This window comes from Mycolicibacterium chlorophenolicum (assembly GCF_001044235.1).
Taxonomy (GTDB): domain Bacteria; phylum Actinomycetota; class Actinomycetes; order Mycobacteriales; family Mycobacteriaceae; genus Mycobacterium; species Mycobacterium chlorophenolicum.
The window spans coordinates 43,677-68,841 of sequence record NZ_JYNL01000064.1 but is presented as its reverse complement, the minus strand read 5'-3'; the positions used below and the strand labels follow the sequence as shown (position 1 = coordinate 68,841).

Annotated in this window: 27 protein-coding genes; 20 read left to right on the top strand and 7 right to left on the bottom strand. The window is 69.7% G+C overall.

All coding sequences use genetic code 11. The features are described from left to right. Position 1: 1 nt before the first annotated feature. Both MCHLDSM_RS22565 and MCHLDSM_RS22560 read left to right on the top strand, forming a co-directional pair. Positions 2–1,033 carry an aspartate-semialdehyde dehydrogenase gene (locus MCHLDSM_RS22565; protein ID WP_048472102.1) on the top strand — a complete coding sequence of 344 codons (1,032 nt, stop codon included), beginning with the start codon at positions 2–4 and terminating at the stop codon, positions 1,031–1,033. Positions 1,034–1,091: 58 nt separating this feature from the next. Beyond that, a complete protein-coding gene (locus MCHLDSM_RS22560) occupies positions 1,092–2,147 on the top strand; it encodes a DUF4185 domain-containing protein (protein WP_048472872.1) in 1,056 nt (351 codons plus the stop codon). Between the two features lie 18 nt (positions 2,148–2,165). Here the strand turns inward: MCHLDSM_RS22560 and MCHLDSM_RS22555 are convergent, their stop codons facing one another. Both MCHLDSM_RS22555 and MCHLDSM_RS38205 read right to left on the bottom strand, forming a co-directional pair. Continuing rightward, positions 2,166–2,573, bottom strand: a complete 408-nt coding sequence (locus tag MCHLDSM_RS22555; RefSeq protein WP_131722681.1) for a hypothetical protein — start codon at positions 2,571–2,573, stop codon at positions 2,166–2,168. A gap of 71 nt (positions 2,574–2,644) precedes the next feature. Then, positions 2,645–2,815 carry a hypothetical protein gene (locus MCHLDSM_RS38205; protein ID WP_156455015.1) on the bottom strand — a complete coding sequence of 57 codons (171 nt, stop codon included), beginning with the start codon at positions 2,813–2,815 and terminating at the stop codon, positions 2,645–2,647. Between the two features lie 294 nt (positions 2,816–3,109). Between MCHLDSM_RS38205 and MCHLDSM_RS22550 the strand changes: the two genes are divergently transcribed. The 3 genes from MCHLDSM_RS22550 (at position 3,110) to MCHLDSM_RS22540 (ending at position 5,784) form a co-directional block, all read left to right on the top strand. After that, positions 3,110–3,745: a stage II sporulation protein M gene (locus tag MCHLDSM_RS22550; protein WP_048472100.1), complete on the top strand. Its 636-nt coding sequence runs from the start codon at positions 3,110–3,112 to the stop codon at positions 3,743–3,745. Between the two features lie 72 nt (positions 3,746–3,817). After that, the gene (locus MCHLDSM_RS22545; protein ID WP_048472871.1) at positions 3,818–4,252 is read left to right on the top strand and encodes a hypothetical protein; all 435 of its coding nucleotides are present in this window, start codon (positions 3,818–3,820) and stop codon (positions 4,250–4,252) included. 83 nt (positions 4,253–4,335) lie between these two features. Further along, positions 4,336–5,784, top strand: a complete 1,449-nt coding sequence (locus tag MCHLDSM_RS22540) for a catalase (RefSeq protein ID WP_048472099.1) — start codon at positions 4,336–4,338, stop codon at positions 5,782–5,784. A 67-nt stretch (positions 5,785–5,851) separates the two neighbouring features. Here the strand turns inward: MCHLDSM_RS22540 and rpsR are convergent, their stop codons facing one another. The 4 genes from rpsR to rpmB are packed head-to-tail and all read right to left on the bottom strand — an operon-like array spanning position 5,852 to position 6,796. After that, the gene (rpsR, locus tag MCHLDSM_RS22535) at positions 5,852–6,094 is read right to left on the bottom strand and encodes a 30S ribosomal protein S18 (protein ID WP_048472098.1); all 243 of its coding nucleotides are present in this window, start codon (positions 6,092–6,094) and stop codon (positions 5,852–5,854) included. Continuing rightward, complete coding sequence (gene rpsN / locus MCHLDSM_RS22530; RefSeq protein WP_048472097.1) at positions 6,091–6,396, bottom strand: 30S ribosomal protein S14; 306 nt, start codon at positions 6,394–6,396, stop codon at positions 6,091–6,093. The genes rpsR and rpsN overlap by 4 nt, the downstream gene beginning before the upstream one ends. After that, positions 6,396–6,560, bottom strand: coding sequence for a 50S ribosomal protein L33 (gene rpmG / locus MCHLDSM_RS22525; protein ID WP_048472096.1), 165 nt, complete (start codon positions 6,558–6,560; stop codon positions 6,396–6,398). Before rpmG ends, rpsN begins: the two co-directional genes overlap by 1 nt. Beyond that, positions 6,560–6,796 carry a 50S ribosomal protein L28 gene (rpmB, locus tag MCHLDSM_RS22520; RefSeq protein ID WP_048472095.1) on the bottom strand — a complete coding sequence of 79 codons (237 nt, stop codon included), beginning with the start codon at positions 6,794–6,796 and terminating at the stop codon, positions 6,560–6,562. Before rpmB ends, rpmG begins: the two co-directional genes overlap by 1 nt. Before the next feature lie 98 nt (positions 6,797–6,894). Between rpmB and mrf the strand changes: the two genes are divergently transcribed. The 14 genes from mrf to MCHLDSM_RS22450 all read left to right on the top strand — a co-directional run bounded on the left by mrf (position 6,895) and on the right by MCHLDSM_RS22450 (position 22,966). Continuing rightward, complete coding sequence (mrf, locus tag MCHLDSM_RS22515; protein ID WP_048472094.1) at positions 6,895–8,049, top strand: ribosome hibernation factor-recruiting GTPase MRF; 1,155 nt, start codon at positions 6,895–6,897, stop codon at positions 8,047–8,049. A 17-nt stretch (positions 8,050–8,066) separates the two neighbouring features. Beyond that, a complete protein-coding gene (locus tag MCHLDSM_RS22510; protein WP_048472093.1) occupies positions 8,067–8,717 on the top strand; it encodes a sensor domain-containing protein in 651 nt (216 codons plus the stop codon). A gap of 132 nt (positions 8,718–8,849) precedes the next feature. Then, complete coding sequence (egtA, locus tag MCHLDSM_RS22505) at positions 8,850–10,124, top strand: ergothioneine biosynthesis glutamate--cysteine ligase EgtA (protein ID WP_082169032.1); 1,275 nt, start codon at positions 8,850–8,852, stop codon at positions 10,122–10,124. After that, positions 10,121–11,410, top strand: a complete 1,290-nt coding sequence (gene egtB / locus MCHLDSM_RS22500) for an ergothioneine biosynthesis protein EgtB (RefSeq protein ID WP_048472092.1) — start codon at positions 10,121–10,123, stop codon at positions 11,408–11,410. The genes egtA and egtB overlap by 4 nt, the downstream gene beginning before the upstream one ends. Continuing rightward, a complete protein-coding gene (gene egtC, locus MCHLDSM_RS22495) occupies positions 11,403–12,104 on the top strand; it encodes an ergothioneine biosynthesis protein EgtC (protein ID WP_048472091.1) in 702 nt (233 codons plus the stop codon). Before egtB ends, egtC begins: the two co-directional genes overlap by 8 nt. After that, positions 12,104–13,069 (top strand): L-histidine N(alpha)-methyltransferase, encoded by a 966-nt coding sequence (egtD, locus tag MCHLDSM_RS22490; protein ID WP_048472090.1) that lies wholly within the window; start codon positions 12,104–12,106, stop codon positions 13,067–13,069. The genes egtC and egtD overlap by 1 nt, the downstream gene beginning before the upstream one ends. Continuing rightward, positions 13,066–14,148, top strand: a complete 1,083-nt coding sequence (egtE, locus tag MCHLDSM_RS22485; protein ID WP_048472089.1) for an ergothioneine biosynthesis PLP-dependent enzyme EgtE — start codon at positions 13,066–13,068, stop codon at positions 14,146–14,148. Before egtD ends, egtE begins: the two co-directional genes overlap by 4 nt. A 52-nt stretch (positions 14,149–14,200) precedes the next feature. Further along, positions 14,201–15,589 (top strand): cation:dicarboxylate symporter family transporter, encoded by a 1,389-nt coding sequence (locus MCHLDSM_RS22480; RefSeq protein WP_048472088.1) that lies wholly within the window; start codon positions 14,201–14,203, stop codon positions 15,587–15,589. A gap of 147 nt (positions 15,590–15,736) precedes the next feature. Continuing rightward, complete coding sequence (gene mdo / locus MCHLDSM_RS22475) at positions 15,737–17,029, top strand: NDMA-dependent methanol dehydrogenase (RefSeq protein WP_048472869.1); 1,293 nt, start codon at positions 15,737–15,739, stop codon at positions 17,027–17,029. 2 nt (positions 17,030–17,031) lie between these two features. Next, positions 17,032–18,159 carry an AAA family ATPase gene (locus MCHLDSM_RS22470; protein WP_082169031.1) on the top strand — a complete coding sequence of 376 codons (1,128 nt, stop codon included), beginning with the start codon at positions 17,032–17,034 and terminating at the stop codon, positions 18,157–18,159. Between the two features lie 3 nt (positions 18,160–18,162). Further along, a complete protein-coding gene (locus MCHLDSM_RS22465) occupies positions 18,163–19,683 on the top strand; it encodes a VWA domain-containing protein (protein WP_048472087.1) in 1,521 nt (506 codons plus the stop codon). A gap of 154 nt (positions 19,684–19,837) precedes the next feature. Further along, complete coding sequence (locus tag MCHLDSM_RS22460; RefSeq protein ID WP_048472867.1) at positions 19,838–20,980, top strand: iron-containing alcohol dehydrogenase; 1,143 nt, start codon at positions 19,838–19,840, stop codon at positions 20,978–20,980. A gap of 10 nt (positions 20,981–20,990) precedes the next feature. Next, positions 20,991–22,328: a MadS family sensor histidine kinase gene (locus tag MCHLDSM_RS22455; protein WP_048472086.1), complete on the top strand. Its 1,338-nt coding sequence runs from the start codon at positions 20,991–20,993 to the stop codon at positions 22,326–22,328. Then, a complete protein-coding gene (locus tag MCHLDSM_RS22450) occupies positions 22,325–22,966 on the top strand; it encodes a MadR family response regulator transcription factor (protein ID WP_048472085.1) in 642 nt (213 codons plus the stop codon). The genes MCHLDSM_RS22455 and MCHLDSM_RS22450 overlap by 4 nt, the downstream gene beginning before the upstream one ends. Here the strand turns inward: MCHLDSM_RS22450 and mftM are convergent. Then, positions 22,963–23,838 (bottom strand): mycofactocin oligosaccharide methyltransferase MftM, encoded by an 876-nt coding sequence (mftM, locus tag MCHLDSM_RS22445; RefSeq protein ID WP_268781966.1) that lies wholly within the window; start codon positions 23,836–23,838, stop codon positions 22,963–22,965. The genes MCHLDSM_RS22450 and mftM overlap by 4 nt on opposite strands. A 156-nt stretch (positions 23,839–23,994) precedes the next feature. Here mftM and mftD point away from each other — a divergent pair, with 156 nt between their 5' ends. Then, positions 23,995–25,161 (top strand): pre-mycofactocin synthase MftD, encoded by a 1,167-nt coding sequence (mftD, locus tag MCHLDSM_RS22440; protein WP_048472083.1) that lies wholly within the window; start codon positions 23,995–23,997, stop codon positions 25,159–25,161. Positions 25,162–25,165 lie beyond the last annotated feature (4 nt).

The window sequence follows — 25,165 nt, the reverse complement described above, 5'->3', positions numbered from 1 at the left end:
AATGGTGAGCATCGGAGTGGTGGGAGCCACCGGCCAGGTCGGCCAGGTGATGCGGAAACTGTTGGCGGACAGAGACTTCCCCGCCACCGAGGTGAGGTTCTTCGCCTCGGCGCGCTCGGCGGGCAAGAAGCTGGAATTCCGCGGGCAGGAGATCGAGGTCGAGGACTCCGAGACCGCCGACCCGTCCGGGCTGGACATCGCGTTGTTCTCCGCCGGCGCCACGATGTCGCGGGTGCAGGCGCCGCGCTTCGCCGCCGCCGGCGCGGTGGTGATCGACAACTCCTCGGCGTGGCGCAAGGACCCCGAGGTGCCGCTGGTGGTCGCCGAGGTGAACTTCACCCGCGATGCCGGCAACCGCCCGAAGGGCATCATCGCCAACCCGAACTGCACCACCATGGCCGCGATGCCGGTGCTCAAGCCGCTGCACGACGAGGCCGGGCTGGTGCGGATGATCGCCTCGACCTACCAGGCGGTGTCGGGCAGCGGGCTGGCCGGGGTCGAGGAGCTGTTCGGCCAGGCGAGCGCGGTGGTCTCCGAGAGCCGCGAACTCGTGCATGACGGTGGCGCACTGGATTTCCCGGCGCCGAACAAGTACGTCGCTCCGATCGCGTTCAATGTGGTGCCGCTGGCCGGCTCCCTGGTCGACGACGGCTCGGGGGAGACCGACGAGGACCAGAAGCTGCGCAACGAGAGCCGCAAGATCCTCGGCATCCCCGACCTGGCGGTGTCCGGCACATGCGTGCGCGTGCCGGTGTACACCGGCCACTCGCTGTCACTGAACGTCGAGTTCGCAGAGCCGTTGTCGGTCGAGCGGGCCACCGAGATCCTGTCCTCGGCGCCCGGTGTCACGCTGGTCGACGTGCCCACGCCGCTGGCCGCCGCGGGTGTCGACGACTCCCTGGTGGGCCGGATCAGGCAGGATCCCGGCGTGCCGGACGGTCGCGGCCTGGCGCTGTTCGTCTCCGGAGACAATCTCCGAAAGGGCGCGGCGCTCAACACGATTCAGATCGCCGAGCTGCTGGCCCGAGGCTGATTTGCGCCGAAACTGCATTCCAGCAGGCCTCTTCTCGGCCTTTCTCTGCTGGAATGCAATTTCGGCGGGGTCGGTGGCGCATGCGACGCCGATCGAGTTGCCGCCGCTGCAGCCCGGACAGGTGATCCGCGTCGGGCCGGTGGCCGGAACAGGAACGCCGACAGTGGATTACGGCATCGGCGCGACGGACCTCTGCGAGTTCATGGAGTTCCCGAGCGGCATCCTGCAGGTGTGCGGCGACAGCTTCGCCGGCGAGGGCGTGGGTTTCGGCGGCTGGTACTCACCGATCGCGCTGCACGTGGTCGACGGGTCGCTCGACGACCCGGCCGGGGTGCGCTACGACGGGGTGACCGGGGTCGACACCCCGCTGCTCGCCGACCCGACGCCACCGGGATCCTCGCAGCTGCCGGCAGGCATCGTCGAGATCAACCGTGAGAACTACCTGCTGGTCACCACCACCAAAGACCTCCGTCCGCAATCCTCCCGGCTGGTGAAAGCCGAAGCAGGAAAAGGGAACTGGGCCACGGTGCCCGGGTCGCGACGCGATGCCGCCTACGCCGGCGGCGACCAGTCCCAGATCAGCGGCTACTACGACCCGATCCCGACGCCCGAGTCGCCGCGAGGCTGGGTCTACATCGTCGCCAACAACTTCGACCGCACCGGACCGGTCCGCCTCTACCGCGCGACACCGCAGAGTTTCACCGACCGGTCCACCTGGCAGGGCTGGGCGCCCACCGGGTGGGGTGGCGAGCCGGTACCGCTGTGGAACGACCGGGTGGGGGAGATGAGCGTGCGCCAGATCGACGGCCGCACCGTGCTGTCCTACTTCAACGCCACCACCGGCAACATGGAGATCCGGGTCGCCGACGGCCCGACGGGCCTGGGCACCGCGCCGGTGACGACGGTCGTGGTCGCGGCGCCGTGGCCCGACCGCGCCGAGGATCTGCCGCCGCCGCAGGACAACCGGCTCGCCCAGCCTTACGGCGGCTACCTCTCGCCGGGCTCCACCCCGGACGCGGTGCGCGTGTTCGTCAGCCAGTGGAACACCACGCCGCGCGGCGGCAGCCCGTACCGGGTGATCCAGTTCGCGGTGAACCCGCTGAAACCGGAGTGATCCCGGGTGCACGACCGGTCACGGCGACCCGATGTTCGGAACAGTGTCCGCCGGTACCGCATTGCGGTAGCTCGGGCAGCTCGTCTCGATCGTGAATGAGTGCCAGTCTCTTTCACCGTCAGCAGGTGGCATCCGCCCACGCACGGTGAAGTTGTCGTCCACCTTGCTGCCCGTCATCTGCTCGGGATCGCCGACGAACCCACTCAACTCGTCGTACCGGAACCCCGCCTTCAGGACGGCGATGTGCCCCCGCTGACTCAGGTGGATGCGAACGGTGCGCGCCGTCTTCTCGACGACGAGAACGACGAGGCTCTCGTCGGGTTGCCTCGTACATGTGACATTCGCCGTCGTGATGGTGCGGCGCTCGCCATCGAAGGTGATGAGGGTGTCGATCGCGGTGCCTCGTCCACACGCAGTGAATGCCACCGCCGCGACGGTCCAGATCGTGCAGGCGTACCGGCCACGCACGATCCTCGGGTCAGCGGCGACCGTTCGACTCAACTCCAGCTACCGAGGCCCGGGCATGGCCCTTCCCGTCCCTCGGCTTCCCACTGGGCGCGCATCAGGTCGAGTTTGCGTTGGCTGGCCTGATCAACCCGCACCATCCAGACGACGACCACGGCGATCATCATCACTCCGCCGACAGCCAGAATCACCAATCCGGTCATCGCGTCCCCCCACCGTTGGGCCGAATTCTACAACCGGGGCCCGTGTGTGCTGCGGCTTTTCAAGATCGCAGGAGTCTCCGTCGAGGAGCGCGAGGAAGCTGTTGCCGGCTGACGACAGGACCGCGTCGACCGCGATGGAGAAAGTCCCCACCTGTCGCGGCGATCATCTCCACCGCCGCCTTCAGGATTCTCTCCCGCGTCTCCACCCTCCTGGCCGTCGCCCACTAGTACACCGTGTTAGCGTGGGACTAACACACTGTACTAGCGAGTCGTACACGGAAGTGAGGCAGACACGTGGTCCGATCCTGGCGGCCGTTGCGCATCATCGCGGAGAACTCCCGCGCCTATCTCGCGGCGAATGCGGTGGTGTACGGGCTGTTCCTGGTGGGCTTCGCCGCCGGGCTCGCCTTCCCGCAGCTCACCGAGGCGCGCCGGAAGGTCCTGGATGCCAACGGCACGACGGAACTCGTGCAGTCGGTGTTCGACAACCCCTGGCTGTTCGCCCTGGTGATTCTCGGCGTCAACGTGATCCGCATGGGTGCGTTGACCATCGTCGCGCCGTCGATGATCGTGCCCTTCGCCGGACTTCCGCTGTTCGGCTACTGGGTGGTGACGACGGGAGTGGCCCTGGTCCCCCCGAACGACATCGGCTGGGTGGCGCTGATCCCGCATTCGGTGACGCTGATCATCGAACTGCAGGCCTACCTCGTGCTGCTGCTGGGTGCCTACCTGCTCGGCAGATACTGGATCCGTCCCGACCTCGCGGGCGTCGACACCCGCAGGGCCGCCTACCGTCGAGGGCTCCAGAACCTCGGGTCGCTGGCACTGCTGGCCGCCGTGCTGCTCGTCGTCGGCGCGGTCTACGAGGCCTTCTCGCTGCGCTACGCCGTGCATCCACTGGCCGAATTGCTGTTGGCGGGCCCGGGCTGAGCCGCACGTTCTTAGGCGATTCACAGCGGACGTCTAACCGGCGCTGTGCCTAGCAAGAGCAGGATCATGCCCATGAGCGACACAACACCGCCGCCGCACGATCAGACCGATCCCGCGACCGGTCCCGTCCTGACGCCACCCGCGGCCTATCAGGGACCGACGCCGGTTCCGCCCCAGCCCGTCTACGTCGAGCGGTCCAGCCGGCTCAACAAGGCCGCCGCATGGGTCGGCATCGTCGCCGGGTCGCTGTTCATCGTCGTCGTCATCTTCGGCGCCGGGTTCCTCACCGGCAAGGCGATGAGCAACGGTCACCGCGGGGACTACGACCGCGGCCACGAAATGATGATGCGACCCGGACCGGCCATGTTCCCGATGGGTCCACCCGGAGGCATGCAGCGCGGACCGTCCTTTCCCGGACCTTTCGGCCCCGGACAGATCATCGAGATCCCGCGCCCGCCCGGTGGTGCGCCGACGGCTCCCGACACCCCCACGCCGGCGCGTCCGTGAGGGATTGATCGAGCCGCTTCCGGGTACCCGCTGGCTTTGGACGGCGGCACAGCCCGACATCCGCCCAGCCCCGAGGAGAACAGATGTCTGAGAAGTACGCGACGACCGATGCCGGGGCACCCGTTCCCAGCGTCGAGCACTCGCTGACCGTCGGTCCCGACGGCCCCATCCTGCTGCAGGACCACTACCTGCTCGAGCAGATGGCCAACTTCAACCGGGAGCGGATCCCGGAGCGGCAGCCGCACGCCAAGGGCGGTGGCGCGTTCGGCGAGTTCGAGGTCACCCACGACGTCAGCGCCTTCACCAAGGCGGCGTTCCTGCAGCAGGGCGTGAAAACCGAGATGGTCGCCCGGTTCTCGACGGTGGCCGGCGAGCGCGGCAGCCCAGACACCTGGCGGGATCCGCGCGGGTTCTCGCTGAAGTTCTACACGTCGGAGGGCAACTTCGACATGGTCGGCAACAACACACCGGTGTTCTTCATCCGCGACCCCATGAAGTTCCAGAACTTCATCCGCAGCCAGAAGCGGATGCAGGCCAACAATCTTCGCGACCACCACATGCAGTGGGACTTCTGGACGCTGTCACCCGAGTCGGCACATCAGGTCACCTGGCTGATGGGTGACCGCGGTATCCCGAAGACGTGGCGGCACATGAACGGCTACTCCAGCCACACCTACAGCTGGCTCAACGCCGACGACGAGATGTTCTGGGTCAAGTACCACTTCAAGACCGATCAGGGCGTCGATTTCCTCACCCAGGAAGACGGCGACCGGCTCGCCGGCGAGGACGGCGACTACCACCAGCGCGACCTGTTCACGTCGATCGAGGACGGCAACTTCCCGTCCTGGACGCTGCACGTGCAGATCATGCCGTTCGAGGACGCGAAGACCTACCGCATCAACCCGTTCGACCTGACGAAGGTGTGGCCGCACAGCGACTACCCGCTCCAGCAGGTCGGAAAGATGACGCTCAACCGCAACGTCGTCGACTACCACGCGCAGATCGAGCAGGCCGCGTTCGAGCCGAACAACATCGTGCCCGGCACCGGACTGTCGCCGGACAAGATGCTGCTCGCGCGCGGCTTCTCCTACGCCGACGCGCATCGGCACCGGCTCGGCGTGAACTACAAGCAGATCCCGGTCAACGAGCCCAAGGTGGAGGTGCGGGCCTACTCCAAGGACGGGGCCATGCGGATCCGCAACGCGACCGACCCGGTGTACGCGCCCAATTCCATGGGCGGTCCGGAAGCCGATCCGCGCCGCGCGTCGGAGGTGCACTGGTCCTCCGACGGGGACATGGTGCGTTCGGCGTACGCACTGCGCGCCGAGGACGACGACTGGAGCCAGGCCGGCACACTGGTGCGCGAGGTGCTCGACGACGCGGCGCGCGACCGGCTGGTCAGCAACATCGTCGGACATGTCTCCGACGGCGTGAAGGAACCGGTGTTGTCGCGGGTGTTCGAGTACTGGCGCAACGTCGATCCCGACCTCGGCAAGAAGGTCGAGGAGGGCGTGCGGGGCGCCGGTTCCTAGCCGCGAATGCACGGTTTCTGACGGAGATCAGCAGACGACCGTCAGAAACCGTGCACTCGGCGCGCGATCACCGCTGCCCGGGGTACGGGAGCAGTGCCATTTCGCGGGCCGTTTTGATCGCCGCGGAGACCTGTCGCTGCTGCTGGACGGTCACCCCCGTCACCGCTCGGGAACGGATCTTGCCGCGCTCGGACAGGAACTGTCGCAGCGTGGCGGTGTCCTTGTAATCGACGCGCTCGATCCCCAACGCTGACAACAGGTTTCGCCGCTTCTTGGGGGCGGCGAGTGGGTCCCGCCTGCCGCGTTTCACCAGCTCGACTTCCGGACGCCGGGCAGCTGACCGCGGTGTGCCAACTCGCGGACCCGCACCCGCGACAGGCCGAACTTGCGCAGATGCCCCCGCGGCCGTCCGTCGACCGCGTCGCGATTGCGCACCCGCACCGGGCTGGCGTCGCGCGGCTGGCGGTTGAGCGCCTGTTGCGCGGCCGCCTTCTCCTCGGGGGTGGACGAGGTGGACCGGATGGTCGCCTTGAGGGCGGCCCGGCGATCGGCGTGGCGGGCGACCGTCTCGCGGCGCCGCTCGTTGGCGACCACCTTCGATTTCTTCGCCATCAGCGCTCCTCGCGGAAGTCGACGTGCCGACGCACGACCGGGTCGTACTTGCGCAGCACGATCCGATCGGGATCGTTGCGCCTGTTCTTGCGGGTGATGTAGGTGTAGCCGGTGCCCGCGGTCGAGCGCAGCTTCACGAGTGGGCGAATGTCGTTGCGTGCCATCAGATCTTCCGCCCTTCCCGGCGCAGGCGCGCCACCACCGACTCGATGCCGTCGCGGTCGATGACCTTGATGCCTTTGGCGCTGACGCGCAGCGTGATCCGTCGGCCCTCGGAGGGCAGGTAGTACGTCTTGCGCTGGATGTTCGGATCCCAGCGGCGACGGGTTCGACGGTGCGAGTGAGACACCGCGTTGCCGAAGCCGGGTCGGCGACCGGTGACCTGGCAGTGGGCGGACATCGGATCCCTCCTTATTGAAAATGATTTTCGACAAGCTGCGGTCGAAACTGTAGCGTGAACGCACGCTTATTGAAAATCATTCCCATTAAAGGAGGGCGATGCGCACCCCCGTCGTGATCGTGACCGGCCAGCACCACACCGACGACATTGCTCGGATATTGCTCGACAGGCCGGGTACGGCGCTGGTGCAGCACCACTTCGACGGCCACGTCGTGCACTGCACCACCGCACTCGTGCAACGGGGAATCACCGTCGTCGCGGACACGGTCCTCGAGCTGACGAATTGCTGTGTCTCCTGCACCGTGCGCAAGGATCTGCTTCAGCACCTGGGTGACCTGCACCGCCGGCCCGATGTCGACCGCATCGTGGTCCGGCTCGGTCCCTGGATGGAGCCCGAACCCGTCGCGGTCGCGATCACCCGCTCGCCAGTGGCGCGCGACGTCGCGCTGTCGGCCGTCGTCGCCACCGTCGACAGCGCCACCTGGTTGCCCCAGGCTCTCGGGGAAGAGGAGCTCCACGATGGCCGCACCGTGGCCCAAGTGGTCGTCGGGCAGGTCGAGTTCGCCGATGTGGCCGTCCTGACCATCCCGGATCCGGAGACGCTCGCCGTCGTGCGCAGGCTGGCGCCGCGCGCCCGTGTCACCGTCGGCACCGATCGCCTCGAACTCGCGCTGGCGCACCTCGAACCCGATGCGCGGCGGGGTCGCAGCGACGACCCGCACGCGTCGCTGCTGTGCGGTCAACCCCCACTGGATTCGGACGGCCGCGTCGGACTCGTCGAGTTCACGTCGCGGCGGCCGTTCCATCCCGGTCGCCTGCACGACGCACTCGATGTCCTGCTCGACGGCGTGGTCCGCAGCCGCGGCCGGCTATGGCTGGCCGGCCGGCCCGACCGGGTGATGTGGCTGGAGTCCGCGGGAGGCGGACTGCGTGTGACCAACGCGGGAAAGTGGTTGGCGGCCATGACGGCTCGCGAGGTCGCCTACGTCAACCCGGAACGACGCGCGATGGCCGGGCTGATGTGGAACCACCGCCACGGCGATCGGCACACCTCCCTGGCGGTGCTGACCTGTGGTGCGACGGCACGCGAGATCCGGGACGTGCTGGCCGGCGCCCTGCTGACCGACGCGGAGATGGATCGTCCCCACGAATGGCCCGGGTATGGAAACCCTTTCGGTGACTGGCACGCCGACCCGTGCGACGACGCGGTCCCGGCGCTGCAGACGGAGCGCGAAGGCCGCGCCGAGGACTGACCGCCGCACCGGCTGGCATGATCGGTCAGGTGAAAGCCGTCGCCCTGGGTTGTGTCGCCGCCGCAGGACTGGCCCTCGCCGTGCCCGCGGCAGCGCGGCCCTCCGATCCCGGAGTGGTCAACTACGCCGTGCTGAACAAGGGCTCGGTGGGCAACATCGTCGGAACGCGGCTGGGGTTCGAGTCGACGTTCTCCGAGCCGTTCCAGGCCTATTACGTGGACAACCCGATCTGCAACAACTGGGCCGACATCGGGCTGCCCGAGGTCTACCTCGACCCCGATCTGGCCGCGTTCAACGGCGCCACCGCCCAGGAGTCGCCGACCGACACGACCCACCTGGTCAAGCAGGCCGTCGGGGTGTTCGCGACGCCGGAGGCGGCCGGGCGTGCCTACCGCCGCGTGGTGGATCGGACCGTCGGCTGCAGCGGGCAGACCACCGCGATGCACCTGGAGGACTTCACCACGCAGGTGTGGTCGTTCACCGGTGGTCCCGCCGGTGCCGCCGACGCCGACTGGGTCAAGCAGGAGGCCGGCACCGACCGGCGCTGCTTCGTCACGACCCGGCTGCGGGAGAACGTGCTGCTGCAGGCCAAGGTGTGTCAGTCGGGCAACGGCGGCCCCGCGGTCAACGTGCTGGCCGGGGCGATGCAGAACACGCTCGGCCAGTAACGCCGCGGCCGTGGGCGGACACGTCATCCATGTGTCACCCGCCGACGGCCGGAAATTGTCGGTGCGCTCTGGAAGATAAAGGGGAAGACTCGTCAGGCAGCGAGCGTCAACGATCGAAAGAGGACGGCTGATATGGGCCGCACGATGCCGTGTGACGGGGTCACCGGCTGCGCCGACAACGCGCTGACCAGCGCTGAAGCCGCCGGCGAACACCTTGTCGAACGATGTCTCACCGACGGTCCGGTCGGTGGGGTGGGGCTGGAGATCGAGGCGCACTGCTTCGCGCTGGCCGATCCGGGACGCCGGCCCGGATGGGACGAGCTGACCTCGGTGATCGCCGCGCTGCCCGCCCTTCCGGGCGGAAGCATGGTCACCGTCGAACCGGGCGGCGCGGTGGAACTGTCCGGGCCGCCGGCGGCCGGACCGGACGCCGCGATCGCGGCGATGACGTCTGACCGGACGGCGCTGCGCACCGCGTTCCACCAGGCGGGTTTCGGCCTGGTCCTGCTCGGCGCCGACCCGTTGCGGCCGGCACGGCGGGTGAACCCGGGCGGGCGCTACCTCGCGATGGAGCAATTCTTCGAAGCCAGCGGCACCGCCGACGCCGGCGCGGCGATGATGACGTCCACGGCCTCGATCCAGGTCAACGTCGAATCGGGCCCGCGCACCCAGTGGGCCGACCGGGTGCGGCTGGCCCACGCGCTGGGACCCACGATGATCGCCGTCGCCGCGAACTCGCCGATGCTCGGCGGTGGCTTCACCGGCTGGCAGTCCACCCGCCAGCGCGTGTGGGGCCAGCTCGACTCGGCGCGGTGCGGGCCCGTCCTGGGGGCCAGCGGCGACGACCCGGCCAGCGACTGGGCGCGCTACGCGCTGCGGGCGCCCGTCATGCTCGTGCACAACCCCGACCCCGAACCGGTCACCGAGTGGGTGCCGTTCGCGGACTGGGCCGACGGGCGGGTGCTGCTCGGCGGTCGGCGGCCCACCATCGCGGATCTGGAATACCACCTGACCACGCTCTTCCCGCCCGTGCGGCCGCGCGGGTTCCTCGAGATCCGCTACCTGGACAGCGTGTCGGACGCGCTGTGGCCCGCCGTGGCGTGGACGCTCAGCACGCTGCTCGACGATCCGGTGGCCGCCGATGTCGCCGCCGAGGCCACCGAGCACGTCGACACGGCGTGGGACCGGGCGGCGCGGGAGGGGCTGGCCGACCGGCACCTGCACGAGGCCGCGGTGACGTGCGTGACCGCGGCGGCCGAGCGCGCCCCGGCGGCACTGACGGAATCGATCGAACAGCTGGTGCGTTCCGTCGAACGCGGACGCTGCCCGGCCGACGACTTCGCCGACCGGGTGGTCTCCTACGGGATCGCGGAGGCGGTCACCCAACTGGCAGAAGGGGAACTGTGACGTCACGCGAGGTGCTGGCCGAGGAACTGACCAAAGCCAGGGACCGCACCCTGCGCCTGGTCGACTTCGACGACGCCGAGGTGCGCCGGCAGTACGACCCGCTGATGAGCCCGCTGGTGTGGGATCTCGCGCACATCGGTCAGCAAGAGGAGCTGTGGCTGCTGCGCGGCGGCAACCCCGACCGTCCGGGGCTGTTGTCCCGGCAGGTCGATCAGCTCTACGACGCGTTCGTCCACTCCCGGACCGCCAGGGTCGACCTGCCGCTGCTGCCGCCTGCCGACGCCCGCGCGTACTGCGCGACCGTGCGCGGCAAGGTGCTCGACGCGCTCGACGCGCTGCCCGAAGGACACCCCGACGCGTTCACGTTCGGCATGGTCGTCAGCCATGAGAACCAGCACGACGAGACGATGCTGCAGGCGCTGAACCTGCGCTCGGGCGCACCGCTTCTCGACCGGGGCGCGGCGCTGCCGGCGGGTCGGGCCGGGCTGGCCGGCACGTCGGTCGAGGTACCGGCGGGCACGTTCGTGCTCGGCGTCGACCCCGTCGCCGAGCCCTTCTCGCTGGACAACGAACGCCCCGCCCACGTCGCCGACGTCCCTGCCTTCCGCATCGGCCGGGTGCCCGTCACCAACGGCGAATGGCGCGCGTTCATCGACGACGGCGGCTACGACCAGCCGCGCTGGTGGTCCGAGGCGGGCTGGGCGCACCGGCAGCAGGCCGGGCTGACCGCGCCCCTGTTCTGGAACGGTGACGGCACGCGCACCCGCTTCGGGCACGTCGAGGACATCCCGGCCGACGAACCGGTGCAGCACGTCGACTTCTTCGAAGCCGAGGCGTACGCGGCGTGGGCCGGGGCGCGGCTGCCCACCGAGATCGAGTGGGAGAAGGCGTGCGCGTGGGATCCCGCCGCCGGCGTCCGCCGCCGCTTCCCGTGGGGCGGAGCCGAACCGACGTCCGAGCGGGCGAACCTCGGTGGGAGCGCGCTGCGCCCCGCGCCGGTCGGGGCGTATCCGGGCGGGGCGTCGGCGTACGGCGCCGAACAGATGCTGGGCGACGTGTGGGAGTGGACCACCTCCACGCTGCGGCCGTGGCCGGGCTTCACCCCGATGGTCTACGAGCAGTACTCGGCGCCGTTCTTCGACGGCGTCGCCTCGGGCGACTACCGGGTGCTGCGCGGCGGCTCGTGGGCGGTGGCGGCCGGCATCCTGCGGCCGAGCTTCCGCAACTGGGACCACCCGATCCGCAGGCAGATCTTCTCGGGCGTGCGGCTGGCGTGGGATGTGTAGGCACCTGGCCTGGCTGGGTGCCCCGGTCTCGCTGGCGTCGCTGATGCTCGAGCCGCCGTCGGGTCTGCTGGTGCAGTCCTACGCGCCGCGTCGGCAGAAGCACGGGCTGATGAACGCCGACGGCTGGGGCGCAGGGTTTTTCGACGGGCCGCAGCCTCGCCGCTGGCGCAGCGCGGCGCCGCTGTGGGGCGACGCCTCGTTCGCCTCGGTGGCCCCGGCCCTGGTGAGCGGGTGCGTGGTCGCGGCGGTGCGCTCGGCCAGCGTCGGCATGCCGATCGAGGCGTCGGCGTCGGCGCCGTTCACCGACGGGACGTGGCTGCTGTCGCACAACGGGCTCGTCGACCGGGCGGTGCTTCCGCTGTCGGCGAAGGCGGAGTCGACCAACGACAGCGCGCTGCTGGCGGCGCTGATCTTCGAGCGTGGCCTCGACGACCTGGGCGACACGATCGCGGGCCTGTCCGCCGCCGACCCGAACGCGCGGCTGAACATCCTGGCCGCCAACGGATCCCGACTGGTCGCCACCACCTGCGGGGACACCCTGTCGGTGCTGCGCCGCCCCGACGGCGTCGTACTGGCCAGCGAACCCTACGACGACGACCCGTCCTGGCAGGAGATCCCCGATCGCCACCTGGTCACCGTCGACGTCGACGACGTCGGCCCGAAGGTCGAGCTGACACCGCTGAAAGGACCGTGATGACGTTCTCGTTGGAGAACTACCTGGCCGCCGACGCCGCCGAGGCGGCGCTGCGCCGCGACGTCCGCGACGGGCTGGGTGGCACGCCGAAATCGTTGCCGCCCAAGTGGTTCTACGACTCCGTCGGCAGCGATCTGTTCGACCAGATCACCCGGTTGCCGGAGTACTACCCGACGCGGGCCGAGGCGCAGATCCTCGCGGCGCGCGCCGGGGAGATCGCGGAGGTCTCGGGCGCCGACACGCTGGTCGAGTTGGGCAGCGGCACGTCGGAGAAGACGCGCAGGCTGCTCGACGCGATGGCCGGGCGCGGCGCGCTGCGCCGCTTCATCCCGTTCGACGTGGATGCGACCGTGCTCGAGGCGGCGGGCGCGGCGATCGAGGCCGAATACCCCGGCACCGACGTCGCCGCGGTCTGCGGGGATTTCGAGGAGCACCTGGGCAAGATCCCGGCGACCGGGCGGCGGTTGGTCGCGTTCCTGGGCTCCACCATCGGCAACCTGACGCCGGGACCGCGGTCGGAGTTCCTGTCCTCGGTGGCGGCGATGATGCAGCCCGGTGACGCGCTGCTGCTGGGCACCGACCTGGTCAAGGACACCGGACGGCTGGTCCGTGCGTACGACGACAGTGCCGGGGTGACGGCGCGTTTCAATCTGAACGTGCTCGCGGTGGTGAACCGGGAGCTGGGCGCCGACTTCGACCTCGACGCGTTCGCGCATGTCGCCCGCTGGAATCCCGACGAGGAGCGCATCGAGATGTGGCTGCGGTCCACCCGCGCGCAGACCGTGCACATCGCGGCGCTGGACCTCGACGTCGACTTCGGCGACGGTGAGGAGATGCTGACCGAGGTGTCGTGCAAGTTCCGCCGGTCCCGGGTGGACAGTGAACTCGAAGCGGCCGGCCTGCGGCGCACCCACTGGTGGACCGACGAGGCGGGCGACTTCGGCCTCTCGCTGGCGGTCAAGTGACTCTCGCCGACACGTGGCGCGCCGCGCGGCCGCCGGCCGCGGGCGTGCACCTCGACAGCGCCGCGTGCTCGCGGCAGAGCTTCGCCGCCATCGAGGCCGCAGCCCAGCACGCCCGCCACGAGGCCGAGGTCGGCGGCTACGTCGCCGCGGAGGCGGCCGCACCCGCGCTCGACGCCGGCCGTGCGGCGGTGCGCGCGCTCACCGGGATGGCCGACGCGGACGTCGTGTTCACCACCGGCTCCAACCACGCCCTCGACGCGCTGCTGGCCGACTGGCCGGGTGAGCGTGTGATCGCCTGTCTGGCAAGCGAATACGGACCGAATCTGGCGATCATGGCGCGCCACGGCTTCGAGATCCGGGAGCTGCCGGTCGACGGGTTCGGCCGGCTCGACCTCGACGCCGTCGGCGCCGCGCTGGCCGGCGATCCGCCCGCGCTGGTCCACTTCACCATGCTGGGCAGTCACAGCGGGGTGGTGCAGCCGGTGCGCGATATCGCCGGGGCATGCCACACGCAGGGGCTGCCGTTGATCATCGACGCCGCGCAGGGCTTCGCGCACCTGGACTGCGCCGGCATCGGCGCCGACGCGCTGTACTCGTCGTCGCGTAAATGGACCGCCGGGCCGCGCGGAGTGGGAGTGCTCGCCACCCGGCCCGGGTTCCTTTCCGAGGACACGCGCAACCGGCTCGGTCATGCCGAGACGAACGTCGGAGCGCACCTGGGATTCTCGGTCGCGCTCGGCGAGCACATCGCTGCCGGACCCGAGGCGATCCAGGCCCGGCTGCGTGACGTCGGCGCCGCCACCCGGCAGGCACTGACCCAGGTTCCGGGCTGGCGGGTGGTCGAGGATCTCGATGAGCCCAGCGCGATCACCACCGCGCTGCCCCCCGACGGCGTCGATGCGGAGCAGGTGCGTGCCCGGTTGATCGCCGAGCACTCCGTGCTGACCACCTACGTCGACCTGTGGCGCGCGCCCACGGTGATGACCCGACCGGCCCTGCGGATCTCCCCGCACGTCGACGTCACCGACGACGACCTCGAGGTACTCACCGCAGCGTTGGCGGCCGTACCGGGGGTGTGACCGGCGGCACTTTCGGTTATCCCTGCTCCACCACCAGGGGAGGGACGCCGCCATGACAGCCACCGAGGCCGAACAGACCAAGCCGGAGAAGAAGCGCGACCGGACGCACTGGCTCTACATCATGGTGATCGTCGCGGTGGTCGCCGGAGTGGTGGTCGGACTGGTCGCGCCGGAGACCGGCTCCGCGCTCGGCGTGCTGGGCACGCTGTTCGTCAACCTGATCAAGATGATGATCAGCCCCGTCATCTTCTGCACGATCGTCATCGGGATCGGCTCGGTGCGCAAGGCGGCGTCGGTCGGAAAGGTCGGCGGCCTGGCCCTGGGCTACTTCCTGGTGATGTCGACCTTCGCGCTGGCCATCGGTCTGGTCGTCGGCAACCTGATCAGCCCCGGCACCGGGCTGAACCTCCAGGGCGATCCGGGTGCAGGTGCCGAGTTGGCCGGCGAGGCGCAGGCCGAGGGCGGGATGCTCGAGTTCTTCCAGAACATCATCCCGACGTCGTTGTTCTCGTCGCTGACCGAGGGCAACGTCCTGCAGACCTTGTTCGTCGCGCTGCTGGTGGGTTTCGCCATCCAGGCGATGGGCACCGCGGGAGCGCCGCTGCTCACCGGGATCGCGTTGATCCAGAAGCTGGTGTTCCGGATCCTGGCCGGCATCCTGTGGCTGGCCCCGGTCGGCGCCTTCGGAGCGATCGCAAAGGTGGTGGGGGACACCGGGTTCGACGCGGTGATCCAGATGGGCGTGCTGATGCTGGCGTTCTATCTCACCTGCGTCGTCTTCGTGTTCGGCGTGCTCGGCGTGCTGCTGCGCGTCGCGGCCGGGACATCGGTGTTCAAACTCGTGCGCTACCTGGCCCGCGAATACCTGTTGATCGTCGCCACCTCGTCGTCGGAGTCCGCGCTGCCGCGGCTGATCGCGAAAATGGAGCATGCGGGGGTGCAGCCCGCCACCGTCGGCATCGTCGTGCCCACCGGGTATTCGTTCAACCTCGACGGCACGGCGATCTACATGACGATGGCCTCGCTGTTCATCGCCGACGCGATGGGCAACCCCCTGTCCATCCCCGAGCAGCTCTCGCTGCTGGTGTTCATGATGGTCGCGTCCAAGGGGGCGGCCGGAGTCAGCGGCGCGGGCCTGGCCACTCTGGCCGCCGGCTTGCAGAGTCACCGGCCCGAACTGCTCGACGGCATCGGATTGATCGTGGGCATCGACAAGTTCATGTCCGAGGCGCGCGCCCTGACCAACTTCTCCGGCAACGCCGTCGCCACCGTGCTGATCGGCGCCTGGACCCACACCGTCGACCACGACCGCATGCAGGACGTCCTCGACGGCAACCGGCCGTTCGACGAGTCCACGATGGTCGACGACCACGGTTCGACCGGGGACGTCCGCGAGACCCCCGAGACCCGCGAGAGCAAGGAGTCCTCTCCGACCGGGTAGGTCGGGTCCTGTCCGGTCGTCCGCACTTGCGCTGCCCGACGATTCGGTTGTGAGCCAGAGCTGTTCTCCCGGTCACATCTGCGTGCCATGTTGGTGCTCGACACCGCCACCGCACCGCAGATCGGCTCTGGAAAGGAACCCGTCGCCATGAAGGTCGAAGATCTACTCAAACCGTTCCCGATCAAAGAGTTTCACCCGTTCCCCCGCGCGATGATGGGCCCCGGCGCGCACGAGATGGTCGGCCCCGAAGCGCTGAAGATGGGCTTCAAGCGAACGCTGCTGATGAGCTCCGGCCTGCGCGGCACCGACATCGTGCACAACATGGCCGAGTCGCTGAAGTGGCACGGACTCGAGGTCGTGGTCTACGACCAGGTGGAGTCCAACCCCAAGGACTACAACGTCATGGACGCGGTGAAGCTCTACCAGGAGAACGAGTGCGACAGCTTCGTCTCCATCGGCGGCGGCTCCACCCACGACGCGTGTAAGGGCGCCCGCATCTCGATTGCCCACGACGGCCGCAACGTCAACGACTTCGAGGGCTTCAACAAGAGCGAGAATCCGAAGAACCCGCCGCACATCGCGATCTCGACGACCGCGGGCACCGGCTCGGAGACCTCGTGGGCCTACGTCATCACCGACACCACCACCGACCCCGACAACCCGCACAAGTACGTCGCGTTCGACGACGCGTCGGTGGCGACGCTGGCCGTCGACGACCCGGTGCTGTACTTCGAGTGCCCCGTCGACTACACCGCGCAGTGCGGGTTCGACGTGCTCGCCCACGCGTCGGAGCCCTATGTGTCACGGCTGAACTTCGAACCGTCGCTGGGCAACGCGATCCGCGCGATCAAGTTGACCGCCGAGAACCTGCGCGAAGCCACCTGGAACGGAACGGATCTCAAGGGCCGCGAGGGCATGATGTACGCGCAGTACATCGCCGCGCAGGCGTTCAACTCCGGCGGGCTCGGCATCATCCACTCGATCTCGCATGCGATCAGCGCGTTCTACGACACCCACCACGGCCTGAACAACGCGATCGCGCTGCCCCGGGTGTGGGCGTTCAACATGCCGGTGGCCTACAAGCGCTTCGCCGACATCGCGGCTGCGATGGGCGTCGACACCTACGGCATGACCGACGTGCAGGCCGCCGACGCCGCACTGGCCGCAGCGATCCGGCTGCTGCGCGACGTCAACATCATCGAGCGCTTCGTCGACGTCAAGCAGGACAGCTACTCGAAGAACCGGCTGGGCCAGGGCCCGACGAAGTTCTACGAGAACGCCCCGGTGATCAAGGGCGACAAGGCAGACGTCGACCGCATCACCAACCACGTCCTCGGCGACGCATGCACCCCGGGCAACGCCAAGGAGTGCACGTTCGACACCGTGCGCCCCGTGGTCGAGCACTGCATGAACGGCAGCCTCGACGAGCTGCTGCCGTAACGATGTTCGACTCCGTAGAAGCGGTACGCGAGGCGCTCGCCGGCGAGGGATACATCGCCGACGAGCGCCTGGCCACCACGGTGTTCCTGCAGACCCGGCTGGACAAGCCGCTCCTCGTCGAGGGTCCGGCCGGCGTCGGCAAGACCGAGCTGGCGAAGGCGCTGGCCGCCGCCACCGGGCGCCGGCTGTTGCGGCTGCAGTGCTACGAGGGCCAGGACGAGACCAAGGCCCTCTACGAGTGGGACTACGGCAAGCAGCTGCTCTACACCCAGATCCTGCGCGAGAAGATCGGCCAGATCGTCTCGGACGCAGTCGATCTCGAGGAGGCGGTGGACCGGATCGGGGCCCAGGAGAGCGTGTTCTTCTCCGACCGGTTCCTGGCGCCGCGGCCCCTGCTGGAGGCCGTGCGCTCACCGGAACCGGTGGTCCTGCTGATCGACGAGATCGACCGGGCCGACGAAGCGCTGGAGGCCGTGCTACTCGAACTGCTCGGCGAATACCAGGTGTCGGTGCCCGAGATCGGGACGTTCGTCGCCGAGCACGCCCCCTACGTGATCCTGACGTCGAACAACACCCGCGACCTGGCGGCCGCGCTGAAGCGGCGCTGCCTGCACCTGTTCCTGGACTACCCGGCCGCCGAGCGCGAACTGGAGATCGTGCGGTCCAAGAACACCGGGCTGACCGACGCGCTGGCCGCCCAGCTCGTCGACATCGTCCGCGGCCTGCGGGAGCTGGAACTGCGCAAAGCGCCCAGCATCTCGGAGACCATCGACTGGGCCCGCACGCTGGCGGTGCTCGGCGTCGACGAGCTGTCGGCCCGGGTGCTGTCGGACACCGTGTCGGTGGTGGTCAAGTACGACAAGGACGTTCGCAAGTCGCTGGAGGCATTGCCGCGGCTGGTCGATCCGAACGCGACCGTGCCGGACAGGCACCCGCACCCGCATGACCACGACCACGGGCACGGGCACGACCATGACCACGGGCACGATCACGATCACGGGGACGACGGGCGGGCGGCGCGGGCGGCCAAGGATCAGCCCGGCCGCTTCACCGACGGTTACTACGGCACCCCGAAGAAAACCGAGCAGAAGTCGGCGACGGCGACGCTGGGCCGGCGCCGGGCGCTGTAGGTCATGGAGGCCACCCTGCACCGGTTCGTCCGGCTCCTGCGCCTCGCCGGGATCCGGGTCTCGATCCCCGAGGCGCTGGATGCGATGCGGTGCGCCGGGCAGCCCGGTGTGTTGTCCTCCCGGGCTGTCCTGCGGACCGCATTGCGCGTCGCGCTCGTCAAGGACGAGCGCGACGCGCCGGTCTTCGACGAGATCTTCGACGCGTTCTTCGCGCTGGTGCGGGTCGGCGGCGAGCGTGACGGGCACGGGCACTCCCATGGCCACGACGACCTCGCCGACACCGGCGAGCTCGAATCCTTCACGCTCTCCGAGGAACCCAGCGACACCCCCGAACAGGGGCATGAGCACGGCAAGCCGTCGAGCATCCGCGACTACTTCAAGCAGGAGGACCTGGCGCAGCGCTACAACCTGCACCAGGAGGCCAACAAGATCGACCTGGCCGCGCTCACCGACGAGATCGCGTTCTCCAAGGACACCCGCAGCAGCGCCGACGACGCGGTGCGGATCCAGCTGTCCACCGACCGGCTGCGCGGCGCCGCCACCGCGGGCACCCTGGCGACGTCCGCAGGCACACCCGTCGACGCGGAACTGACCATCGCCGAGCAGGAGGCGCTGCTCGGCTGGCTGGAAACCGAAACCGGCAGTGACGGAGACGAATCCGACGCGGCCGCGCTGCGCAAGCGACTGGCCGGGGTGCTGGAGAACCTGCCGCTGGCGCTCAAGCGTCACCTCGAGGCGCTGCTCGCGCTGGAGACCGCGATCGTGGAGACCCGGGAGCGGCGCGAGGCGCGGGTGGACCGGATCGCCGAGACCGAGCGCGCCGACCTGGAGGACTCACTGCGCCGGCTGGCCCGCACGCTGCACGGCGCGCTCACCCACCGACGGCGCGTCGCTGCCGCCGGACGGGTCGATTCGGGTCAGACCATGCGGCGCAACATGCGGTTCGACGGGGTGCCGTTCATGCCCGTCACCGTGCGCCGCGCCGAGGACCGGCCGCGGCTGGTGGTGCTCGCCGACGTCAGCCTGTCGGTGCGGGCGACGTCTCGGTTCACCCTGAACCTGGTCCACGGACTGCAGGACCTGTTCACCCAGGTGCGCTCGTTCGTGTTCGTCGCCGACGTCGCCGAGACCACCGAACTGTTCCGCGACCATCCGAGCGAGCAGGCGCTCGGGCTGATCTTCGGCGGCGACGTGATCGACACGGCAGCGAACTCCGACTACGGCAGCGTGTTCGGCGAGTTCCTGGCCGAACACTCCTCGGCGGTGACCCGCCGGACCACCCTGCTGGTGCTCGGCGACGGCCGCACCAACGGCCGGAACCCCAACCTCGCGGCGTTCGAGGAGATCACCCGCCGCGCGCGGGAAACCGTGTGGCTCACCCCGGAGCCGCGCTACTCGTGGGGCCTGGGCAGTTGCGACCTGCCGGCCTACGCCGAGTTCTGCGACCGGATCCGCGTGGTGGCCGATCTGTCCGGGCTGGAGAGCGCCGCGTACGAGTTCGCCGCGGACGCGGTGGGGAGGTGACGTGAGCCGTACGCTGGAGCGCAGAATGTTGTCCGGGTCACATTCCGTGCGCCCGGCCTGGGGCGGGCGAGGCGATGCAGTGGCGAGACCGGAGAGCGGCGCGACGGCGGTCGGGACGCGCGACGATCCGCGGCGCGCCGACTGCGGCGCGCGGCTGCTGAAGTTCCACGCCCCCGAGATCGTGTTCGGCATCGACTCGATGGCCGAGGCCGCGCACGCCGCGCTGCGGCTCGGCGCACTGCGGCCGATGCTGGTCACCGACCCCGGGCTGATCGAGGCGGGCTGGGCCGACGAGATGGTCGGCCACCTCGCCGAGCAGGGCATCCAGGCCCGGCTGTGGCACGACCTGACGCCCAACCCCAAGGACCACGAGATCGCGGCCGGCTTCGACACCTACGCCGAACACGGCTGCGACGTGCTGCTGGCCGTGGGCGGCGGATCGGTGATCGACGCCGCCAAGGGTGTGGCGATCCTGGCGGCCAACGGCGGCGACATCCTCGACTACGAAGGGGTCGACAAGGCCGAGATGCCGATCCCGCCGCTGGTGGTCGTGCCGTCCACCTCCGGCACCGGCGCCGATGTGTCGCAGTTCTGCATCGTCACCGACACCACCCGCAACACCAAGATCACGATCCTGGGCCGCGCGCTGGTCCCCGACATCACGGTCATCGACCCGCGGCTGCTCACCACGATGCCCGACTGGCTCAACGCCGCCACCGGCCTGGACGCCCTCACCCACGGCATCGAGGCCTTCGTGTCCCTAGGCCACAACCAGCTCACCGACCACCACGCGCTGCGCGCGGTGCAGATGGTCACCGACAACCTCGCCGACACCCTCGAGCGGCCCGCCGACATGCCCGCCCGGGTGCTGATGGCCCAGGCCGCGCTCGAGGCGGGTCTGGCGTTCACCAACGCGATCCTCGGCGCCGCCCACGCGATGAGCCACCAGGTCGGCGGTCTGCTGGACCTGCCGCACGGCGTGGTCAACGGCGTGCTGCTGCCGCACGTCATCCGCTTCAACGCCGAGGCCGACCCCGAGCCGTACAAGAGCATCGCGACGTTCCTCGGGGTCGCCGATCCGGGCACACCCGCCGCCGAGGCGGCCCTGGCGCTGGCCGACCGTATCGACCGGCTGGCCCGGGACGTCGGCGTACCGCGCGGCCTGGCGCAACTGGGGGTCTCCGAGGACGACCTGCCCCGACTGGCCAAGACGGCGCTGGCCGACGCCTGCATGAGCACCAACCCCCGCAGTGCCGACGAGTTGCAGATGCAGGCGCTGTTCCAGGCGGCGATGTGAGGCCCGCCCCGTGACCGCCGCCGACGCCAGCGCGCCCGACCTGGCCCGGCTGACGGGGCTGCGGTCCGGCAAGGGCCGGTTCTATCCCGAATTACGGCTCACCGCACAGCGATTGGATCGGGTGATCGCCGCGCTCGACACCATCTCGCGGGCGCTGGTGCAGACAATCGAGGGTCCGGAGAACCTGGTGCGCGCGGTGGCCGAGGCGGCGCGGGCCACCCTGGACGCCGAATGGGTGCTGCTGGCGCTCGCCGACGGCGCGTTGCCCGAGGCCAGTGTCCGGCACCTCATCCTGGACTCCGCCGGGGTCGCGTACGCCTTCGAAGGGCTGGGCAGCGCCGCCGATCCCGGTGCCGCGCTGCCCGACGTGGTGCTCAACCGGCTCAACGACATCCTGCGCGGACAACTCGCCCAGTTCCGGTTGCCGGTGATCGAGAAGCAGCACGCGCACGTGCCGATCGAACTGGACGGCACCGTGATCGGGGCGTTCGCCGCGTGGACGCCGCCGCACCGCGCGCTCGACGGCACCGACGCCATGGTGATGCGCATCCTGGCCGGCCAGACGGCGGTGGCGCTGCAGAACTCGGCGCTGTTCACCAAGTCGGTGACCCTGCTGGCCCAGTCCGAGGCGCGCAACGCCGAACTGCTGGCCACTCAGCGCGAACTCGGTGCGGCACAACGCCATCAGGTGCTCAACTCCGAGCGGCACCGCATCGCGCGCGAACTCCACGACAGCGTCGCGCAGACCGTGCTCTCGGCCGGAATGCAGATCGAGGTGTGCCGCAGCGAGATCGGCCACGGTGCAGGTGAACTGGCCGGCAGGCTGGACCTGGCCAAGGAACTCACCCGGTCGGCGACCGAGCAGCTGCGCTCGGCCATCTACGCGCTCAACCAGCCCGCCGATGCCGAGCGCTCCAGCCTGGCCGCCATGCTCGGACAGCTGGCGACCGTGCACATGCCCGAGGATCTGAGGGTGACGCTGCGGGTGGACGGCCCCTCCGTCGAGTTGCCCGGCGACGTCGAGCACGCCCTGCTGCGCATCGCCGGTGAGGCCCTGTTCAACACCGCGGTGCACGGCAACGCGAGCCGCGCCCTGGTGCGGTTGTCCTACCGGATCGACGCGGTGGCGCTGTCGATCGCCGACGACGGCACCGGAGACCCGGACACGCTGCGGCTGATCCTGCGGATGGCCGAGGCCGCCGACGTCGACGGCCGGCACCGCGGCCTGGCCAACATGCGGGCCCGTGCTGCCGAACACGGCGGCACCTTCGACGTGTACCGGTCCCGCATCGGCGGGGTGCGCGTCGTGGCGCGAATTCCCTACTGCCCAGAAGGTCGGCGCACATGACGACACCCATCCGACTCGTTATCGTCGACGACCACGCCATCCTGCGGCAGGGCCTGCGATCGGTGCTGGAACGCGCCGACGACCTCGTCGTCGTCGGCGAGGCGGCCTCGGAAGCCGAGGCCGAGGCGGTGGTCCGCGCCACCCGGCCCGACGTGGTGCTGCTGGACCTCAAGCTCTCCGCAGGATCGGAGTTCGAAGGACTCACGTTGTGCGCCAAGCTCTCCGCCGAGTATCCGACACTCGGCCTGCTGGTGCTCACCACGTTCCTCGACGAGGACCTCGTGGTGCGGGCGGTGCACGCCGGCGCGCGCGGGTACGTGGTGAAGGACGTCGACACCACCGAACTGGTCCGGGCGATCCGGGCCATCTCCGCGGGCGACAGCGCGTTCGACTCGCGCAGCGCCGCAGCGGTGGTGCGTTCGCTGTCGGGACGCGGCGAGACCCGCGCACAGCTCACCGACCGCGAGGTCGAGGTGCTCCGCCTGCTCGCAGCGGGGTTGTCCAACAACAAGATCGGCGAGAAGCTCTACATCTCGGCGACGACCGCGAAGTTCCACGTCAGCAACATCATGCGCAAGCTCGAGGTGAGCAGGCGCGCCGAGGCGGTGTACGCCGCGAGCAAGCGAGGCCTGATCTAGCGGTCCAGCACCAGCCAGCCGCCGTGAAAGGCGTAGGCCTGCGCGGAGATTCCCGGATGCCGGGCCGCCACTTCGTCGGCCAGCCGATGCACCCGGGGCAGGTCGAAGCGCTGCACGTGCCCATAGCAGTCCCGGGGTTCCTCCTCGAACGGCACCGCGACGATCACGCGCCGGCGCGCCAGCCGCAGCGCCTCGTCGACAACCGCGTGCAGCGCGGGGGTCGGGAGATGCTCGATCAGATGCAGGGCGGTGACGGTGTCGGCACTGCCGTCGGGCAGCGTGACATCGGTGGCGTCGCAGGCCAGCGTGGTCACCGGCCGGCACAGCCGTGCGCTCACCCGGTCCAGCAGCCGCATCGCCGAGTGGCTGAGATCGGTGGCCAGCACGTCGTGGCCGAGCGCGGCCATCCGCAGCGGGAAGAACCCGAAACACGAACCGAGGTCGATCAATCGGTGCCCGCGTACCTGTGCGGCGGCTTCGGCGTGGATCGGGGCGAACGCGGCGGCGCCGTGCTCCAGCGCGATGAGCGAGTTGCGGTAGAACCGCAGCCAGGCCGACAGCCCGCCGTCGACCGTCGAGCGGACGACGCCGGTGAAGACCAGTTCGAACTCGGACTGCCCGCGCAGCACACCGGTGTCGACGAGCTGCTCGGTCAGCAGCACGGTCAGCTCGTCGGACAGCTCGCCCGGAGTCAGATCGTGCTCGACGGCGAGCCACTGCCCCCGCCGGTGCACGCAGAAGCGGGTGGTGCACACCGTCGCCGAGGTGGGGTGCATCCGGTGCGGACCCCGGCGCCGGGTGACCTGGACACCGTGGCCGCTCCACCGGCCGCGTGGCGACGGAGCCAGCGGATCGAGCAGGGCTGCTTGCATATTCATTGACGCTAGGTGTCGTACCGGGGTACGCGCGCGCACCGAACGGGTGCGATACGGGGACCGTACGGATGGGGGGTGACTGCCCGATCGGCGAGTGCCGCCCGGCCGTGTCCGGTTCTACCGTTGAAGGCATCACCGACAAGGGAGACACCCATGGCCACCTGGTTCGAGACCGTCGCCGAAGCACAGCGGCGCGCGCGAAAGCGCCTGCCGCCCAGCGTCTACAGCGCACTGGTCGCCGGCTCGGAGAAGGGTCTCACCGTCGCCGACAACACCTCGGCGTTCGCCGAGCTCGGCTTCGCCCCGCACGTCGCCGGGCTGTCCGGTAAACGCGACATGGCGACGACCGTGATGGGGCAGGCGATCTCGTTGCCGGTGCTGATCTCACCGACCGGTGTACAGGCCGTCCACCCCGACGGCGAGGTCGCGGTCGCGCGCGCCGCGGCGGCCCGCGGCACCGCGATCGGCCTGTCGTCGTTCGCCAGCAAGCCCATCGAAGAAGTGGCACTGGCCAACCCCGCGACGTTCTTCCAGATGTACTGGACCGGAGGCCGCGACAAGCTGCTGGCCCGGATGGAGCGGGCGCGGCGCGCCGGCGCGGTCGGCCTGATCATCACCACGGACTGGTCGTTCTCCAACGGCCGCGACTGGGGCAGCCCGGCGATCCCGGAGCGGATGGACCTCAAGGCCATGCTGCGTTTCGCACCCGAGGGGATCCGCAGGCCGCGTTGGCTTCTCGAGTTCGCCAAGACCGGTCGGGTGCCGGACCTGACCGCGCCCAACCTCGCCGACGGCGGCGCGCCACCGACGTTCTTCGGCGCCTACGGCGAGTGGATGCAGACCCCGCTGCCGACCTGGGAGGACATCGCGTGGCTGCGCGAGCAGTGGGGCGGGCCGTTCATGCTCAAGGGGGTGATGCGCGTCGATGACGCCAAACGGGCGCTCGATGCCGGCGTCACCGCGATCTCGGTGTCCAACCACGGCGGCAACAACCTGGACGGCACCCCCGCGCCGATCCGGGCGTTGCCCGCCATCGCCGACGCGGTCGGCGACCAGGTCGAGATCGTGCTCGACGGCGGGATCCGGCGCGGTTCCGACGTCGTCAAGGCCGTCGCGCTGGGCGCCCGCGCGGTGATGATCGGTCGCGCCTACCTGTGGGGTCTGGCCGCGGGCGGTCAGACCGGCGTCGAGAACGTGCTCGACATCCTCCGCGGCGGCATCGATTCCGCGCTGCTGGGCCTGGGGCTCTCGTCGATTCAGGAGCTCACCGCGGACGATCTGGTGATCCCCGCAGGGTTCCGGCGCGACCTGGGCCTCTGAGCCG